Annotated in this window: 14 protein-coding genes; 3 read left to right on the top strand and 11 right to left on the bottom strand. The window is 40.1% G+C overall.

Annotated features, from left to right (window positions below; translation table 11 throughout):
- Positions 1–30: 30 nt before the first annotated feature.
- Positions 31–1026, bottom strand: a complete 996-nt coding sequence (locus QOL76_RS03625) for a PDDEXK nuclease domain-containing protein (protein ID WP_283411662.1) — start codon at positions 1024–1026, stop codon at positions 31–33.
- Between the two features lie 191 nt (positions 1027–1217).
- Between QOL76_RS03625 and QOL76_RS03620 the strand changes: the two genes are divergently transcribed.
- Entirely contained in the window at positions 1218–2621 is a 1404-nt protein-coding gene (locus QOL76_RS03620) for a sugar porter family MFS transporter (RefSeq protein WP_283411661.1), read from the top strand.
- A gap of 2 nt (positions 2622–2623) precedes the next feature.
- Here QOL76_RS03620 and QOL76_RS03615 read toward each other — a convergent pair whose 3' ends face one another.
- Together QOL76_RS03615 and QOL76_RS03610 are read right to left on the bottom strand one after the other, a co-directional pair.
- Positions 2624–3685: a hypothetical protein gene (locus QOL76_RS03615; protein ID WP_283411660.1), complete on the bottom strand. Its 1062-nt coding sequence runs from the start codon at positions 3683–3685 to the stop codon at positions 2624–2626.
- Complete coding sequence (locus QOL76_RS03610; RefSeq protein WP_283411659.1) at positions 3678–4310, bottom strand: ABC transporter ATP-binding protein; 633 nt, start codon at positions 4308–4310, stop codon at positions 3678–3680. Before QOL76_RS03610 ends, QOL76_RS03615 begins: the two co-directional genes overlap by 8 nt.
- 555 nt (positions 4311–4865) lie before the next feature.
- On the opposite strand from QOL76_RS03610, the gene QOL76_RS03605 reads away from it, so the two are divergent.
- Positions 4866–5312 carry a hypothetical protein gene (locus QOL76_RS03605; protein ID WP_283411658.1) on the top strand — a complete coding sequence of 149 codons (447 nt, stop codon included), beginning with the start codon at positions 4866–4868 and terminating at the stop codon, positions 5310–5312.
- Positions 5313–5399: 87 nt separating this feature from the next.
- Entirely contained in the window at positions 5400–5771 is a 372-nt protein-coding gene (locus QOL76_RS03600; RefSeq protein ID WP_283411657.1) for a hypothetical protein, read from the top strand.
- Positions 5772–5842: 71 nt separating this feature from the next.
- Here QOL76_RS03600 and QOL76_RS03595 read toward each other — a convergent pair whose 3' ends face one another.
- The 8 genes from QOL76_RS03595 to QOL76_RS03560 form a co-directional block, all read right to left on the bottom strand.
- The gene (locus tag QOL76_RS03595; RefSeq protein WP_377919194.1) at positions 5843–7171 is read right to left on the bottom strand and encodes an ammonium transporter; all 1329 of its coding nucleotides are present in this window, start codon (positions 7169–7171) and stop codon (positions 5843–5845) included.
- 265 nt (positions 7172–7436) lie between these two features.
- Complete coding sequence (locus tag QOL76_RS03590; protein ID WP_283411655.1) at positions 7437–9653, bottom strand: T9SS type A sorting domain-containing protein; 2217 nt, start codon at positions 9651–9653, stop codon at positions 7437–7439.
- 136 nt (positions 9654–9789) lie between these two features.
- Positions 9790–10281 carry a GtrA family protein gene (locus tag QOL76_RS03585; RefSeq protein ID WP_283411654.1) on the bottom strand — a complete coding sequence of 164 codons (492 nt, stop codon included), beginning with the start codon at positions 10279–10281 and terminating at the stop codon, positions 9790–9792.
- Positions 10278–11459 carry a glycosyltransferase gene (locus tag QOL76_RS03580; protein WP_283411653.1) on the bottom strand — a complete coding sequence of 394 codons (1182 nt, stop codon included), beginning with the start codon at positions 11457–11459 and terminating at the stop codon, positions 10278–10280. The genes QOL76_RS03585 and QOL76_RS03580 overlap by 4 nt, the downstream gene beginning before the upstream one ends.
- On the bottom strand, positions 11456–12016 hold the full coding sequence (locus QOL76_RS03575; protein ID WP_283411652.1) for a hypothetical protein: 561 nt from the start codon (positions 12014–12016) through the stop codon (positions 11456–11458). The genes QOL76_RS03580 and QOL76_RS03575 overlap by 4 nt, the downstream gene beginning before the upstream one ends.
- The gene (locus QOL76_RS03570) at positions 12013–12834 is read right to left on the bottom strand and encodes a hypothetical protein (RefSeq protein ID WP_283411651.1); all 822 of its coding nucleotides are present in this window, start codon (positions 12832–12834) and stop codon (positions 12013–12015) included. Before QOL76_RS03570 ends, QOL76_RS03575 begins: the two co-directional genes overlap by 4 nt.
- On the bottom strand, positions 12831–15854 hold the full coding sequence (locus QOL76_RS03565) for a hypothetical protein (RefSeq protein ID WP_283411650.1): 3024 nt from the start codon (positions 15852–15854) through the stop codon (positions 12831–12833). The genes QOL76_RS03570 and QOL76_RS03565 overlap by 4 nt, the downstream gene beginning before the upstream one ends.
- 17 nt (positions 15855–15871) lie before the next feature.
- Positions 15872–16957, bottom strand: a complete 1086-nt coding sequence (locus tag QOL76_RS03560) for a mannose-1-phosphate guanylyltransferase (RefSeq protein WP_283411649.1) — start codon at positions 16955–16957, stop codon at positions 15872–15874.
- Position 16958 lies beyond the last annotated feature (1 nt).

Genomic DNA, 16958 nt, shown 5'->3' with positions numbered 1-16958 from the left:
TTTTATGATAGCATGTAAGTAAAGGATTACTTAACTGTCTTGTATGATTTTTTCGAATTCTTTCTCTAGTTCCTCTTTCTTAGGGAGGTATAATTGGTATTTGCTTGCTAGGATATTGGTGTTGTGTTTGGGTAGGGCATATTCCACCATGGTATTGTTTTTATCAGCGCAGAGTATAATGCCGATCGTAGGATTTTCATCTGCCTGCTTTTCAGTTCGATCGTAGTAATTGACGTACATCTGCAGTTGTCCTAAATCCTGATGTGTCAGCTTGTGTGTTTTTATTTCTATCAAAACAAAACACCGCAACAGTCGATTGTAGAAAACCAAATCAATGAAATAGGGATCATCTTCCAATTGAATTCTTTTTTGTCTGGCTACAAATGAAAAGCCATTACCTAGCTCCAATAAAAAGGTTTGCATATTGGAGATTAGGGCATTTTCCAGATCTTTTTCATAGTATGAAGCTTGTGGTTTTAATCCTAAAAATTCCAGCACCATCGGATCTTTAATTATTTCTCTTGGGCTTTCAGGTTGAGCTTCTTTTTTTGCTACGGCAAGTACTTTCTCTTTCTCGTTACTGAGCAAAAGACGTTCGTATAACTGACTGTTAATCTGTCTTTCCAATTGTCTTGCACTCCAATTGTTGTTGCAGGTTTCTTCTATATAGTAGGTTCTTTTGTCTTCATCTTGAATACGGAGCAGAAGTTTGTACTGAGACCAATTCAATTGCGAACGCAGTGTGTTCGTAATTGAGAAGGTGTTGAAAAACTGCCGACAAAGTTCTAATTGCCGAACTGAGAAACCGCTTCCAAAGTCCTTTTCCAGTAGTTCAGCCAGGTTTTTTAAGAGAAAAGTCCCATAATCTGCACGTTCTTTTCCGTTTTGCTCTTCTTCTACGATATGTCTTCCGATTTCCCAATACATTAATACCCGTTCATGATTTACTGCACGAACCGCATTTGCTTGCGCCTGAGAAATGATTTGCCTGATATTCTCTACAAACGATTTAGAGATTTGCTTCATAGTGTCTTCATAACGAATGATATACTAATATAAATGCTAATCTTTATTTTGAGTCTAAGCTTTATCCTATTTCTGAAATAGTAAACTAATGGATACATTCCTATAGGTTAACCACAGGATTGCTGAAATCCCAAAAAGCCCTATTTTATGGCTTCGATTTTATGCTTTTTCCCAAAACCTAACCTGATCCCATGAAGCCTACCTATACTTACAACCAAACTTATATTTGGCTGATTAGCCTTACTGCTGCTTTGGGAGGGTTTTTGTTTGGCTACGATTGGGTGGTGATAGGTGGGGCCAAGCCTTTTTACGAGCCTTTTTTCAATATTACTTCGGTGGGCGATCAGGGTTGGGGAACAAGCTCGGCACTCATTGGCTGCATGATCGGAGCGGGGATTTGCATCTTGATTTCGGATAAGTTTGGGAGGAAAAGATTACTGATCGCTTCTGGTTTATTGTTTTCCATATCGGCTATAGGAACTGCCTTGGCTGGTACTTTCTGGGAATTCAATTTCTATAGAATCATTGGTGGTGTCGCGATGGGAGTAGCGCTAAACCTCTCACCGCTTTACATCGCAGAGCTTTCGCCTCCAGAGAAACGCGGCAAAATGGTCACAATTAATCAGCTCCTGATTATGATCGGAGTTTTGCTTGCTCAGATAATCAACTGGCAGATTTCTCTTGCGGATACCCAATTGGCTGATGATGCTACTTTCGAGATGATCGCGGCCAGTTGGTCTGGGCAAAATGGCTGGAGATGGATGTTTGCTGCTGAGGCTATTCCAGCGTTCTTGTTTTTTGTGTTGATGTTTTTTGTGCCTGAGTCCGTGCCTTGGTTGGTCAAAAATAAGGAAGAAGGTCGGGCGCGTACCATTCTCCAAAGAATCGGTGGGAATGCCTATGCCGAAGACACTATCGCTGAGGTGAAAACCACCTTGAAGGAAGGTGATTTTGGGCAGGTGAATCTGAAGGAATTGTTTCAAAAGCGAATTATGAAGCTATTGGGAATAGGTATTTTTCTAGCTTTTCTACAGCAGTGGAGCGGAATCAATGTGGTGATCTATTACGCTGCGGATATTTTCCAAGCAGCGGGATATAATCTCAAACAGATGATGCTGAATATCGTGGTGATTGGTGGGGTGATGGTGCTATCGGTGTTCATCACCATTTTTACAGTGGATAGATTTGGCAGAAAGAAACTCTTGCTGATCGGTACATCTGCGATGGCGATATTGTATGGTCTGATCGGCTACTTTTTCTACATAGATCTTGGTGGAAATGCGGTAGTATTTGCTGTATTGACCAATGTGATGTTTTATTCCTTCACCTTGGCACCCTTGCTATGGGTAGTTCTTTCGGAGATTTTTCCTACACGAATCCGGGGAGCAGCGATTTCTATAGGAGCGCTTGCGCACTGGGTTGGGAACTTCACCCTGACCTATTTCTTTCCCGCTATCCGTGAGAATCTAGGATGGGCAAATAACTTCTGGCTCTATGGAGGAATCTGTGCTTTTGGGTTCCTCGTGATTTACTTTGTGCTGCCCGAGACAAAGGGCAAGTCCTTGGAAGAGATAGAAAAGGAATTGGTGGGGTAAACTCAGACCGAGTACCTAGCCCTCACTGAAACCAAAAAAGGAATCAAGCAAACCGCAGAAATAATCAGCGGATGAATCCCGAATATCACAAGCAGGAATAGGAAAAAGAAAACCAAATAGCCAAGTTTTAAGGCTTTCTCCTGCTCATTTCTCAATTTGATAAGACCATAGATCCCCATATTGATAGCGATCAAGAGGATAAGCAAAAAGACTAGATCTGGAATGTTTTCGAGGGTACCAAACTTAAAGACCAGCAAGGCAAGTTCTGGGAAAAGAATGAGTAAAATAGGAACTGAATGTTGCCAGATCTTTCTAGAAAAACTCAATGGCATATTACGGAAATAGCTTAGTTGCGCTGATTCAAATCCATCTTTCTCCAGCCAAATTGGAAAGTGAACATAGGCCGCGCAGAGTAGCCCAAACTCCAGCCATCGCAGGTCGTAACCACCACCAAAATAGAAGTAGAAAAACCCATTCAGCAGGAAGATGCTGATGATTTTCACAGCCAGAATTAAGAGCGTTCTATTTTCCCTCAAATGCATCAAAAACCAAAATTCGAAGCTTAGATTTCTAAAAATGGCTGGTCTAACTCGGGTGCTTTCGGGGAAAGGTTTTTTGAGTTTGAAATAAAGGAGAGTGATATCAGCCAAGAAAATACCAATGAGAAATAGCCAAAGTATCCCAAGCTTTCCACCAGCATTAATCCCAATTCCTACATAAGTCAGCAAAACCGAATAGACTAAAATTAGGGCATGATTTGCCAGCCAAACAGGCAGGAAGTTTCGGCCAAGTTGGTGCCAGGTGAAAAAGCCTAGCTGATGAAAGATTCTATAATGCTTGTCATTCAGGAGTCGAATCTGAAATCTTTTTTGAGCCAAAGAATAGCCCAGGAAAATCAGCAGGATAGTATAAAAACCTATAAAATCATGAAGCAGTCGCTCGGCAATCATGAGGTGTTGCTTCATTTCCATAAAGACACCAAAAACCAAGATGACCAATATGAAAAATCCCAGAAAAGCCCGGTAGAAAGTGATTACAAAAGTCTTGAAAAATAGCTCATTCATGACTTTGGATCAGGTTGCCATCAGCGATAGTCAGGACAGAATCATAGGCGAAAAACTCTTCGAAATCCGCGATATGGGAAGTTAGTAGAAAACTCACTCCGCCTTCCAGTTCACGATGGATCAGCTCAGTTAATCGTTGCTGTGTTCCCACGTCGATCGTCGTATAGGGTTCATCAAGAATGATCAAGCTTGGCTTGCCCAGAAAAGCTAAGATCAATCCTGTCTTTTTCAACATTCCCGAGGAATAGGTAGCTATGGGATTCTTGGAAAAGTCACCTATGCCCAAAATCTCCTTTAAAACCGGTATTTGAGATTGATCCGCTCCTTTGGTTTCTGCAGCAAAGGCGATCAGTTCATCCATACTTAGAAAATCCGGGAAAAGGGGTTCTGCTTCAGAGTAATTGACCAGCTTGCGAAAGGAGATAGGTTCTTTCTTCAGTGAAATCCCATCCAACTTAATTTCCCCTTCAAAGTCATGAATCCCGACAACAGCCTTAAGCAAAGTAGATTTCCCTGAGCCATTTTCACCTTTGATTAAATGTATGCCTTTAGCCAAGTGGAGTGAATCAATCTCCATCTGAAAGCCGGTGGGGTAAGTTTTTTTGAAGTGCTGTATTTCTAGCATAAAGTTTTAACCGCAGAGGTTCGCAAAGTTCACGCAAAGGACGCAGTTGTCCTGCTTCTCCGGAAGCTGGACTTGCGTTTTGCTTAGAAAGTCAATTTCAGAAATTCTGGGTTATGGTGGGAGGGGTTTAGGAATTTTAACCTAGTTGGAATTGGTTATTTCACTCATTTATAGAAAACCCAGTAGTTATAAGATGTACCAATTTTTGGTATATTAAAACCAAACAGCATCAGGATGAACAAAAACACATCAATATCACTCGGAAATCATTTTGACCAATTGTTCAAAATAGAATAATATATTTGATATGGGGTCAGAAAACCAAGCCGACAAGTATTCCTAATAGGAACCTGCCAGGTTATTGCATACAAGCCAGCTTTAGGTCAAAGTTACGAGGGGATCACAAAAGCGTTGCTTGGAATGAGGTCAAATCGACACATAATTTTCTATCGAAAAGTGAATGAAGATTATGTGGAAATCACCAGGATCCTCCATGAAAGAATAGACTTGAGAAACCGACTGTTAGAGTTAGATAAGCATTTAAAAACATAGACTATGATACAGCTTCCTGGCAATACTAATTTTTTATTTATTAAATATCTGCTGATCACAGGTACGGTAGCCATTATAACAATTGTACTGTTGATCTTAATTATGGTGGGAACCATTGGGGAAAGCAGTAGTGGATTAGCAATTGGCTTTGCTATTGAACCGATGCAAATTTTTATGATTTGTTTGTTAATCTTTTGCTCACTTGCGATAGCTTATTTCATTGGGCCACATGCTGCTCAGGCTATTAGTCAAGGAAGGAATGGGGTATTTATAGGTGTTAAATGCCTGTTAGTTTGCTGGACGGTACCTTGTTTATTAATAATGTTTTTTGCTTCAGTCTCTGATCTATCATTGAGTGGGTTGATAAGAATTGTAATTACTGCTCTAGCTCCTGCTTTAGTGTTTGGGCCAATTATTGGGCTTGCTATGAGGAAGGAATTAGAGAGGTGATTCCAAATCCCACTGTTGTCCTGCTTCTCCAGAAGCTGGACTTGATATTACTATGCAGTTGACTAGATTATTATTTGTGACTAAAAAATGAAAAAATTCCTGCCTGTATTTTTAATTATGACTTTAATTTCCTGTGTTTCTCACGAGGAAAAAGGTATTGAGGTAGTTATCAAAAACAACACAGACAAAATGCTGACGAATGTGGGATTTAGCACCACAGAGAAGTTGGAAGTCCTGGCTATGGGTGATATTCAGGCTGATGAGCGTGTGTCAGATTTTTTGTCTATGAAAAATAATATTGTTGATGGTGCATATTCTTTGACATTTACCCATTCGGATGGTAAAAAAGAAACCAGCATTACTGGATATTATACTAATGGAGCACCACTAGAAAAACGTGTAGAATATAGGATTGAAAATGACTCAACTTTTGTGACCTTTTCTAAATTTGGGTATTAAGAAATAGGAAACTTCACAAGAAATAAGCCCCTGATTTCTCAGAGGCTTTTTTTCGTGGAAAGGTAAAATACTTATATCGACTCCCCATGCTGGGAAATATCAAGTCCCACTTCTTCGTATTCCTCCCGCACTCGCAGCGTAACAAATTTGTTTAGGATAAAGAAAATAGCATAGGCCATCCCAAAGGAGAAAAGACATACACCCACTAGCACCACCATATGTGACGCGAATACTCCGATGCCTCCATGAAGTAAACTAGAGCCTTCTTTTCCTGCGAAGATTGCAGTGAGGATCATCCCCATAATTCCGCCAATTCCGTGGCAAGCAAAGACATCCAGTGTGTCGTCAATTTTCTTCAAAAACTTCGCATGCATAGCCAAATTGGAAACGATGGCTCCCACAGCTCCAAAGAAGAAACTTTCGGGAACCGTGATGTAGCCAGCTGCCGGGGTGATCACTACCAGCCCGACTACTGCACCTATACAAGCTTGCAGGGCAGAGATTTTTCTTCCCTGAATCCTATCAAAAAGCACCCAGGTCATCATTGCTGTTGCGGAACATATTGTTGTAGTAGCAAATGCAAGTGCCGCTGTGGCATTGGCTCCTAAGGAAGAACCCGCGTTGAATCCAAACCAGCCAAACCAGAGCATGCCAGTTCCGAGGAGTACATAGGTGATATTCGAAGGTTCGTGATGAGGCTTGTTTCTTTTACCCAAAAATAAAGCCCCAGCCAAGGAAGCAAGACCCGCGCTGATATGCACAACTGTCCCGCCGGCGAAATCAAGCACACCAAAGTAGGAACCGATCAGCCCATTTGGATGCCAAACCATGTGTGCCAGAGGTGCATAGACAAATATGCAGAAGATGCCAATGAAGAAAAGGTAGCCTATAAAGCGAACCCGCTCCGCAAAAGATCCTGTGATGATCGCAGGAGTAATCACAGCGAATTTCATCTGAAATAAGGCGAACAGGATAAATGGAATCGAGGAACCAAGCGCCTTATGCGGTAATTCTGCTACCTGATCAAAGAACATGTACTGGAATGGGTTGCCAAAAAGACCATACTTTACTCCATCGATGGTAATGCCGATAGGATCCCCAAAGGCGATACTGAAACCTACCACTACCCACAGCATGGTGACTACTCCCAGCGAGATGAAGCTCTGCAACATTGTGGAAATAAGATTTTTCTTGCCGACCATCCCGCCGTAAAACAAGGAGAGCCCAGGCGTCATCAGTAAAACCAAACAGGATGCGGTGAGTAGCCAAGCTATATCCGCATAATTCAGATCACTCTCAGTTCCAAAGTTTTCCAGTACAGGTTGACTATGCTTCCAAAAAAGACCTAGTACAGGTGCCGCAATCGTTATCAGAAATGCAACCTTCCACTTGAATTTCATTCCACTTTTTTCCATGCCACAAAAATAAAATAATTAATCTTTTATTCTGTGTTATTTAATTAATACAGAATAAAAACTTACAATAAAAGGCAAAAAGTTAATAAAGTAGGGTTTTTAAAAACTGGTAATTATACGCTTTAAGGTGTTATAAAACAGGAGATTACTACTTGTGTTCTGCATTTTCTTTTCACCCCAAATTCCTGTTTAAGATTTATTTTTTGGTGGTTTTTTTAACCGCTTCTATGGATTCTATGTCAGAATACTCTTAATTGATGATTAATTTTGAAGTAAGTAATTCTAAGTTTGAAGAGATTTTTAGAATGTAGATACCTTTTTTAGTCACTCTGTTCAATTCTAGAATTCGCTGATTTTGGCCTGCTTTAGTTTCTATAAGATCACTTGCCACTAGATTTCCGTCAAGATTATAAACGCCTAATTGCATCTGCCCTCCAAATTTTGACTCAAACTGAATATTAGTCTTTTCCTGGAATGGGTTTGGGTAAGCTTTTATCGATAAGACAGAGTTCTTTTGATTTTCATTTCTATTTGAAAAGCGAATCTCACTCAGGTTCATAGCTATTAAGCCCTGATTTTGAGAGGTAAAGGAAAGGATGACCAAATCATCAAGTTTCACATTTTCTGAAAACTCATTTGATCGAAAATTACTCAAGGGTATACTATAGCTTTTGATTTCTTTGCTTAGGTCAAAAGTATAGTAGTAATGAGCGTCGAAGTTCTCTACTGATTTTTTCACAAAACGTATGGTCATTTCTCCTTGACCGGAAGCTTTAAAATTTAAGAAGTTGAACTCACTCAAGTCCTCAGGTACTGCACCTCCTTTTATGGTCTTATACACAGTGGCATAATCAGATCCAGAAGCAGAAAACGCTACATTTCGTAAAATAGGATAGTCGCCGTCCAAAACTTCAAAATTGTCTGTGTTGCTAATTTGATTTTGAATGATACTACCACCCGTTGGGATGTAATGTGCCCAAATCCCATCACTTTGATAGAGGTAATCATTTTTGATGCTTTTATCTATCAAACTTATACTTACCTCAGAATAATCTTTTGCATCGATTTCCACTGAAGATGTTCCCATGGGGGTCAATTCCACCTCCATAGTACTCGTAATCATAGTCTGTGAATTTTCATTTGGTTTGGAAGTAAGTTGGATTGTAGCTGAGGTTTCAAGCGTTCGGTTCCAGATTTTTAATGACACCTTGCTTGGATCATTTGTGATTCTATGGGTTTTGCTCACAAAAATCCCCGGTGTTGTTTTAGACACTGTCTGATGCAGTGATCCGAAGTTTTTCACTTGGGATAAAATATTTTCAATCATCAACTGAAGGAGTTTTCCATCAGCACTCCAAAATTGGAAGTTGTAAAAACTTGGCTCTGAAACATAATCTTCCAAAAGCCATGCGGATTGCAAATGCATTTCATTCGAAGCTGGAGTAATTCCGATGGAAAAAGAGATTGAATATTCATTTAGGCCAGAGGTTGGTTTCAGCAAGCTCCTGATCAAATTAAATTCACCAATCTGAATACTGTCAATTGCCAAAATTTCAGCCCCCTTTAACCTATCACACACGTATTTGGAGTGCTCGTAAACCTTTTCCGATGTTTTAGTAGCAAAGAAAGTCGCAAGGTTATTTCCTTGATTCAGAAAGTCAACTGATACAACTTCCTCGGCATTGGTGATAGCTAACAACTCTTCTGGACTGGTAAGGTACCCCACAAAATTCTCTCCCAGCATTTGTTCATCTGGGATTAAAGAAGAGAGTTCAAATCCGTTTACTTTAGCTTTTCTATAATTTTTTAGAGTTTCTTTCTCTTTGTAGTTCAAGGTGTTTTTTCCACTGGAGAATCTTTCAAAAACCTGCTCTACCACTGCAGTACCCAGACTTCTACTTTCCAATCCACCGTCATTTCCAGAGCTTACCCGCAAATTTTCTTCAGAAACTAACTTTACTTCAGCTGATGAGCCCGAAGTCAATGGGTAGGTACAAGTGCAATAAGGTAATCCGTCAATTGGGTCTGTTAATTCTAAAGTGATTAGACCTGCGGTGGGAAGGTTATTGTTGTAAAAAGTATATTTCACCTCATTTCCATTTGGAATTCCTGGAGGATTAAATGGACTTCCAGATTCATTGTTGCCAAATTCCCAATCTAAGTAAGTATTGCCGTCGGTAGTTGTGATCCATGATTTAGTCACAACGGGTGGAAAAATGATTGGCTCCGCCCAGCCAAAGGTGAAATTCCCTTGATTTGATTTGGAAAGTGCACTTAGGAAATAAATGCTTGCAGGACTGATGTTTGAGGCATATTCAGTAACCTTCTGTCCGTTCCCGTTATTTCTTTTGTAAAGCTCAGGACAACGTCTGTTTCCAACTTGCTGGCTTAAAGCCATATGACTTATGCTTGTTATTAAAGTCCAAAGCACAATGAAAATTAGTTTGGAAAGTAGTTTTTTTAGCATGACTCCGATTGTTAAGTGGTAATACTTATTCAATCTGTAAGCCAACTCATAAAAACCTTAAAATCAATAAGTTGCATTTGGCGCACCTTCCATTATTAGGAATATTTAGTGAAATATTCCAAAATATGGAAAATACTTAGTGGTTTTTAAATGTAAAATACTTTTGAAGTAAAAAATTCACTGTCAATACGATGACTGTAGAGAAGATTTTGGCCAGGGTGGGTTCCATTTCAAAAAATACAATCAATCCTTTGAGGATCAGGTAATCACTGCCAAGGCCTTGCCCAACTACTAATATGTACTTAAATAGTTGCTTTGTGGTTTTCTTGCCTCCAGAGGGAGCGCTCTTAAAAGCGAAATTTTTACTCAACCAAAACCCTGTAGGAATGGTGACGAAAAAAGCAATAAGTAAGGCAAGCGTGTAAGAGGCTATTGAGTAGTCAAGTATTACCCAACCTTCTTTAGGAAGGATAAACTCATACAAAACTGCAAATAATAGGATGTTTAAAGCGGTATTGATCGCTCCTACAGCCAAATAGGCATACACATCATAGGCAAGCCATTTTCTGAAAAGAGGGTAAAATAGCTGCAGGAAAGCTTCTATCGCCCGGCTAAGTAGTGAGATCATTTTCTTTGGTTCAAGAGAGTGTGGATGTGGCTTAGGTACCATTGTGCGAGTTCTCCCATAGGTAGCCCTTTGGCTGCTTTGTAGTTTTGGTCTTCGATCTTCTTACGTTCTTCTGGGTTATCTATCAAGCTAGCAACTGCCTGAGCGAGACTCGCAGCATCATCAGTTTCGAAATAGGCTCCACCATATCCTTCTTCGTCTACCACCCGTTCGAGATCATCAATTTTTGGTAGTATGCACGCTCGTCCATAACTTCCTGCCTGATGCAGAATGCCTGAGCTTCCTGTAGTAGTAGTGTAAGGGAAAATTACAAATGTGCTTTCCCAGAAGATTTGAGAGACCTTTTCCTCCGGGATATATCCGGTGTACTCTACATTGGGTAGATGAGCATATTTATTTTTTAGGCTGTCGATATAGCCTTTCACGTTGGGATTATCTGTGCCTGCTACGGTGGAGGTGAATTCCAATTCAGGATATTTTTTCTGAAGAATTTCCATTGCATCTATCATCACCTCAGCTTTTTTGTAGGTACCAAATTTCCCAAAAGCCATCAAGTTGATCTTGTTTGAGCCTTCTGGAACGTAGTTACGCTCGGGAAGCTCGAAGTTTCCATGAGGAAGAAGAATCACATTCTCAGCCTTATATTTTTCCTTGAGAATGGTGACATATTGGGAAATCGTAACACCCACTAGATCTGCCTTGAGGATGAATTTGGTGAGTTGCTCACCTATCCAAAGGAAAAGATTGCCTTTCAATTTGCTATCAGCCATCCCTATGGTATCCAATTTTACCGTTTCGGTAATATTATGAAGGATGACTACGGAGGGTATATTCAGCTTTTTACACATCCAGGGAGTAAGTAAACCTAATGCCGCAGGAATTTTGCCAGCACCAAAAGTCATGAACTGTAGGTTTAAAATTACTGCGTCTGGAGCCAGCTCTTTTAGCTTTTTCTTCAGATTCAAAACTGTAAACCAGCTATCAAAATCCCAACACGGGATAATTTCCAGTCCATCCGTAGCGTACCTGGAATATTGGCTATTGTCCTCCAGATTGTTGGTGAGAATATAGATCTTTTCTATGCCCTTTTTGCCGATGAAGCTTTGGGAAAGATGGTACCCGTATTCATTAAGGGTCACTTGACTTGGTGGGTAGGGAGTAATGAAGGCTAATTTCATGGTGTCGGGGTTGTGGTTTTTTCCTCAATAAATCTGATGGCATCTAATCTCCAGTTGTCTCCTTGGAATAGAAGGCTAACTGCAATTTTTGCTTCGCTGGTTTGGCTGGTGTTATCAGGAAACCGATACTGGAATACAGCTAAACTGTCAAGTATATTACAGGCTAGTCCGTCTTTTGACCAAGTTTTTATCTGAATAGCATGACTTAAATTCGTTCGTCGGATGGGACCGGGTGGGCCTTCTTGATAGTTCTCAGCAAGATTGACGTAGAATCGTTCTGTAAATCGTTCTTTATTGGGCTTAGGGTTAGAATGCTGATAGAGCTCGTTCAGATGTGCCCAAATTGCTGCATAATCTTCCAAAAGCTTTTCTATTTGCTGTTCAGAAGGAACAATAACTGATTCAATTTCTAGGTCAATTTGAGGGTTAGAATTAGCTGCAATCGAATCATATCTAAGAAAATAGGGGACATCATCATTTTTTACCTGAAGTCGGGACATGGAGATCAGTAATGCCCCAACTATCAGTAGAAATCCTAGGAATATCCATCTGGTCATAGCTTCTGGATAGTTAAGGTTTGAGAATAAATGTGAGCAATTCTTACTTTTATTTTACCATTTTCTACTTCGGAGTAGGGTGAAGTCAGAATACTGTAACCATCTTTTACTACTGCTTCAATTCTTTTTTGGTAGTTGTCTTTTTCAAAGAGAAATAACACGAGAGTACCATCTGCTACCTCGTTTTTATATTGATCTACTAGTGGGCCAGCTTTGAATGTAACCGTGCTTGCATAATCATCAATTGAAATACTTAGGGGAATTTCAGTGACAGTTCCAGGGTCTACATAGAAACTGGATTGTCTGCTTGCTGTTATGCCTTTGAATGTTCCTGTTTTTGGATTTAATCCTATTGAATTTTCCTTGAAGTATACCCCTTCTTCCAAAACAGATAGGTTACCTGAATGGTCGTAGGAATATAGAATTTGTTGCTGAATCATTGAAGAATCAGTATTGACTGTTTTCGGACTTCGCAGATCTACCAAATTGCGCGTTTCTTTAGGGTTTCTGAGATAAATAGGATAAACAAATTGATCCTCTCCTGCCTGAAGCGTAAGGTAAGCAGAGCCTTCTATTACTCCATTTTTCGGATTGATAGAAATGCTTAATTGTTGCTCATGTTGGGTTACTTCAGGATAAATAACCTGAACTGCCGTACTCACCCAGGCCTGCCATTCACGTGCTTCTGCCTCAAATAGAAGACTGTCTAGGTTGACCACAAATGTTGCTTTTGGATTCAACATCTCAGGTTTTGTAACCTTTTCTTGCTGGCAGCCAAAAAGTAAGTTACCTATCATGAATAATAGTAGTCGTTTCATTGAAGGTAGATTTCTTGAGATAAAAAACAATGAGGCAATAAGCTGATTCTTTCATTTGGGGAAGGTTGACTTGCTGGTAATTCGTCTAGCATTTGTCTCCTTTGACCGTTAATTTGAAGTTCTATCGGTAGGTGGGTGAGGACCTTTGAGTTTGAACCTATTTTTTGGAAAGGAATTTCAAAATTACCTTCCAGCCCGCTACGTATAGATTTAGGATAGGTCCATAGGTCTACCTGAAGGATCCTTCCTAGATCGTCTTTTTCAGAAATAAGTACACCCGGGATAGTTATTTCTACGGTAAAGGGATTTTTCATGGAAGCTTCAAACAGCATTTCATCTGGAGTTTCTGTGAGTGTCTTATAGCCTAATTCGCCACCTCTGATATAGCCACGCTCACTGATGTCAGTTTCTAACTCCAGCCTGATTGATGTAATTTTCTTTTGGTCTTCCAACTCTTGCATTCCCAGTGGTAACTGAAACCAGGTAGAAGCCTTTGGTGCAAGATTGTAATGGAAATTTGTTTTCGGGAAAAATGTAGCTGAGCTATCATTTTCATAAGTTACCACGGCTTTTAGTGCTAAAGTGATCGGGATATTATCGGCGTTGATCAGCTCTCCGGTAAGGTTATATTCTTCACCTACTTGAATCAAATTTGCCTGATAAAATCCAGCAAATGGCTTCTTGATCCGGTCGTCTTTTACGGTTGGAAAACTACTGATTTTACGCTTCCCCATTTTCTTGAATAGTGTGTAATTGTAAGTAATTACTTGTTCTTCAGGAATTTCCAAGTCAAGTTTAGGAGGGGTGATGTACCATTTGGACCCTAATTTTTCCAAGTTCATCACTTCTTGCTTCTCCCTATTGCCTAAAGAAGTTCTCCAAGTGCTTAGGACGTTCATTTTGGCTGAATTTTCCTCCAGCTCTAGCGTATCTATTTTGAGTGCATCGAGCTTTGCAAAAGACGGCAATAAACCTCCATCGCTTACTGATTTTTCCAGTAAATATTGATCAAGACTATAGGAAGGCCCGGGGGTAAAAAATTGAAATGCTTCTTCAAATCGCTGGAAATCTAAATCATCAAAATGGGAATAAATTGTAGTCGTAGGGTCCTTTTGCTCATCGATCAGTAAAAGCTCATAGATCTGAAAGACCAAAAAGCTGCTGAACATAACAAAGGGTAGCCATGCTGTCAAATAAATTACCGGTTTGGGATATATGCTCACTTCTTCATCTGCTACCAGCTCTTCCTGAGTTTTTTTGAAATAGAATAAGTAAACAAAAGTGAGACCTATAGCAACCAGTAAAGTAGATATGGGGAGAATTCCCCAAGCTTTTTTAAGCAAAGGATTTAGCTCTTTCGGTTTGATAGGTTGTATGGTGGAAATATTGCCTTTTTCCCAAACGATGATCCCATTTTCTAAACTAATGGTTCTATTCCAGCCTGTGTAAAAGAGGAGAGGATCATAATACCTGTCATTGCTGAATACGTATTTCAGCTGGTATTTTTCTGCTACGGTGAGGAAGTCGTTCAATGAAGCCATGCCTTCTTCCATTAGGTATTTTGCATTTTCCAATCTTTCCACTGCGCGGGAAGTCATTTCGGGAAGCCTTCTGGCGGAGTGGTAGTTGCCATCAATCGTAGCTGCCAGAGTATTGGAAGAAAGCCAGGCCATTTGGTCCCCGAAGCCAAGCGTCAGAAAGCGCCAACGCATGTGATCGTCCCGGTTTAGAAAATTGATGATGGGCTCAATCTCCACAGATTTGGGCTGTAGCGGGCGAAAACTAGCCAAATGAAAAATGTATATGATAAATAGGAGATAGGAAAAACCGCTCACTCCTGAGATAAGGAAGTGTGAAGTTTCCCCGTATTTTTTTGTCCAATAATTTTTGATGTTTCCGCCTAAAAAGGAAACCAGCAAATGACTCATGTATGGTATGGCGATGATAGAAGCCCAAAATCCAAAACGATCCAGAGTCAAGATATTGAATGCGGCTTCGCCTAGCATAAGTCTGGGAAGGGGGGTGGTGCCGCCACTTCCAAGTAAAAGGCAGATATAGAAGGAAACTGCCCATCCTAGGTGTCTTTTCTTTCGGGTGATCAAAAAGGAGATCGCCGGAAGCAAGGCGAAAATCAGTAGTAGAGGGATGATATAAAAAACCAATCCTGAGCTGGTAACCTCGAGAAAATTGTCTCTCGATCCATGAGGAATTGATACTTGACTGATAGGGTCGGTTCGACTCCAATACCAATACGGGAAAATCAGCGTAATAGTCAAGATGATTGTTGTAACACCGAAGAGTAGTATTCGCCACATATTACCCCAAATGACTTTTAGCAAATCAGGGAAAAACCTTCCAAATAGATTCTTTTTTCCCAACTCTGGGTGTCTGTCTATCAGCGCCATTAGTACTGTAGGAGCTATAAAAAACACCATTCCAAAAATAGCAGTAACATGGTGGGAGCTCACGACTACGCCGATAAAAGCCCAAGCCATGATTAGGTACCTCCAATCAGATGTTTTGAAATATTGGTAAAGAAATGGTAATGAGTTTAGCAAGAAAGCCAGTCCTGTGAGCGTGGGTACTTGACCATATACGTGAAGTGTCTCTACTAGCGAGCTCAATACCACTGCCAGAATAGCTGCGACTCCAGCAGTCTGCTTCGAATAGAACATCTTGGTGAATCGATAGATTCCGATGATCAAAGCTTCAAAAATCACTATTGAATAGATGCTAAAGGCAATTTTCAGCGGAAATACTTTACTGATCAGAGCTAGAAGCTGGTGAACTAAAGGTGGATAGCTGATGGTCAGAAAACCCGTATACCAGCGATATTCCCACGGCTCAAACCAAAACCTGGAATAATGATCCGCGAAAAACATATGCACATAGGCGTCATAGGTCTGGGGCAAGGTGAAGTAGACAATTATCCCATGAGTAATTAGTCCAAGAGATAAGGCTACCAAAAGCAGCCTTTTCCCTATAAATTCCTCCCATAACATAGTGTCTTGACTCTTCACGTGCTAATCCTTTTTTACTAAATATAAAGTTCTCCTTTTACTTTCCTGACTTTAGCGACGTATTCCTTGATTTGTTGCTCATTTTCTTTTTTACAGATAAGCAGTGCCTCGGGTGTATTGACGATGATCAAATCTTCTAGACCGCCGATCACCATGAGCTTTTGTTCGTTTGAATGAACCAAGCAACCTTTGCTATCTACTAGAATTGTGCTGTTGCTATTGCTGGCATTCATTTCTTCATCTTTTGAGAAGTTTTCCCAAGCACTATTCCAAGTTCCTAAATCATTCCATGAGAAATCCGAAGGAATTAGAAAGACGTTATTAGCTTTCTCCATTATGGCATAATCAATAGAAGTAGAAGGACAAACCTCATAGACTTTTCGGATTGCCTCAGCTTCTTTTTCAGTATTTAAGTCTGCCTCAATATCTTTAAATAAATCATATATGTATTGAGAATGCTCCCAAAATGAATCAATAATGTCTTCAGCCTTCCAAATAAATATTCCTGAATTCCAGAGGTAATTTCCTTCTGACAAAAATTCTCTAGCGGTGGATAGGTCAGGCTTCTCTGTGAATCGGTTTACCTGAAAGATTCCTTCGGAGCTTTTGTTCTCATCGTACTGAATATAGCCATATCCAGTATTTGGGTGTGTAGGCTTAATACCTAGTGTCACAAAAGAATAGCTACTTGAAGTATAATCTAAAGCCTTTTGGCAAGTCTGGGTAAACAAATCCAAATCTCCAATCAGGTGGTCACTGGGTGCCACAATCATATTAGCATTTGGGTTGATTTTCTGCAGTTTGAAGGAGATATAGGCTACACAAGCAGCAGTGTTTTTTCGTTGTGGTTCTGCCACTATGTTTTCTGCAGGGAGCATGGGCAATTGTTCTCTCACGATAGAGACATATTCTTCTGACGTGACCACGAAAATATTCTCTTCAGGGATAAACGAAGTGTATCGATCATATGTGGACTGGATCAATGTTTTTCCTGTATTTAGTATATCCAAAAATTGCTTTGGATAGCTGGTTTTGCTCATTGGCCAAAATCTGCTTCCAACTCCTCCGGCCATAATTGCGACATAATTATTTTGATTTTTCATA

The organism is Algoriphagus winogradskyi (assembly GCF_900182815.1).
GTDB classification, from domain to species: domain Bacteria; phylum Bacteroidota; class Bacteroidia; order Cytophagales; family Cyclobacteriaceae; genus Algoriphagus; species Algoriphagus winogradskyi.
The sequence above is the reverse complement of the archived record's forward strand: the minus strand, read 5'-3'. Positions and strand labels throughout refer to the sequence as shown.

Excerpts from the sequence above, each read along its gene's own strand:
- QOL76_RS03575 (WP_283411652.1), bottom strand. The coding sequence starts at position 12,016 with ATGACCAGATGGATATTCCTAGGATTTCTACTGATAGTTGGGGCATTA.
- QOL76_RS03570 (WP_283411651.1), bottom strand. The coding sequence starts at position 12,834 with ATGAAACGACTACTATTATTCATGATAGGTAACTTACTTTTTGGCTGC.
- QOL76_RS03595 (WP_377919194.1), bottom strand. The coding sequence starts at position 7,171 with ATGAAATTCAAGTGGAAGGTTGCATTTCTGATAACGATTGCGGCACCT.
- QOL76_RS03605 (WP_283411658.1), top strand. The coding sequence starts at position 4,866 with ATGATACAGCTTCCTGGCAATACTAATTTTTTATTTATTAAATATCTG.
- QOL76_RS03600 (WP_283411657.1), top strand. The coding sequence starts at position 5,400 with ATGAAAAAATTCCTGCCTGTATTTTTAATTATGACTTTAATTTCCTGT.
- QOL76_RS03590 (WP_283411655.1), bottom strand. The coding sequence starts at position 9,653 with ATGCTAAAAAAACTACTTTCCAAACTAATTTTCATTGTGCTTTGGACT.
- QOL76_RS03615 (WP_283411660.1), bottom strand. The coding sequence starts at position 3,685 with ATGAATGAGCTATTTTTCAAGACTTTTGTAATCACTTTCTACCGGGCT.
- QOL76_RS03585 (WP_283411654.1), bottom strand. The coding sequence starts at position 10,281 with ATGATCTCACTACTTAGCCGGGCGATAGAAGCTTTCCTGCAGCTATTT.
- QOL76_RS03610 (WP_283411659.1), bottom strand. The coding sequence starts at position 4,310 with ATGCTAGAAATACAGCACTTCAAAAAAACTTACCCCACCGGCTTTCAG.
- QOL76_RS03625 (WP_283411662.1), bottom strand. The coding sequence starts at position 1,026 with ATGAAGCAAATCTCTAAATCGTTTGTAGAGAATATCAGGCAAATCATT.
- QOL76_RS03560 (WP_283411649.1), bottom strand. The coding sequence starts at position 16,957 with ATGAAAAATCAAAATAATTATGTCGCAATTATGGCCGGAGGAGTTGGA.
- QOL76_RS03580 (WP_283411653.1), bottom strand. The coding sequence starts at position 11,459 with ATGAAATTAGCCTTCATTACTCCCTACCCACCAAGTCAAGTGACCCTT.
- QOL76_RS03620 (WP_283411661.1), top strand. The coding sequence starts at position 1,218 with ATGAAGCCTACCTATACTTACAACCAAACTTATATTTGGCTGATTAGC.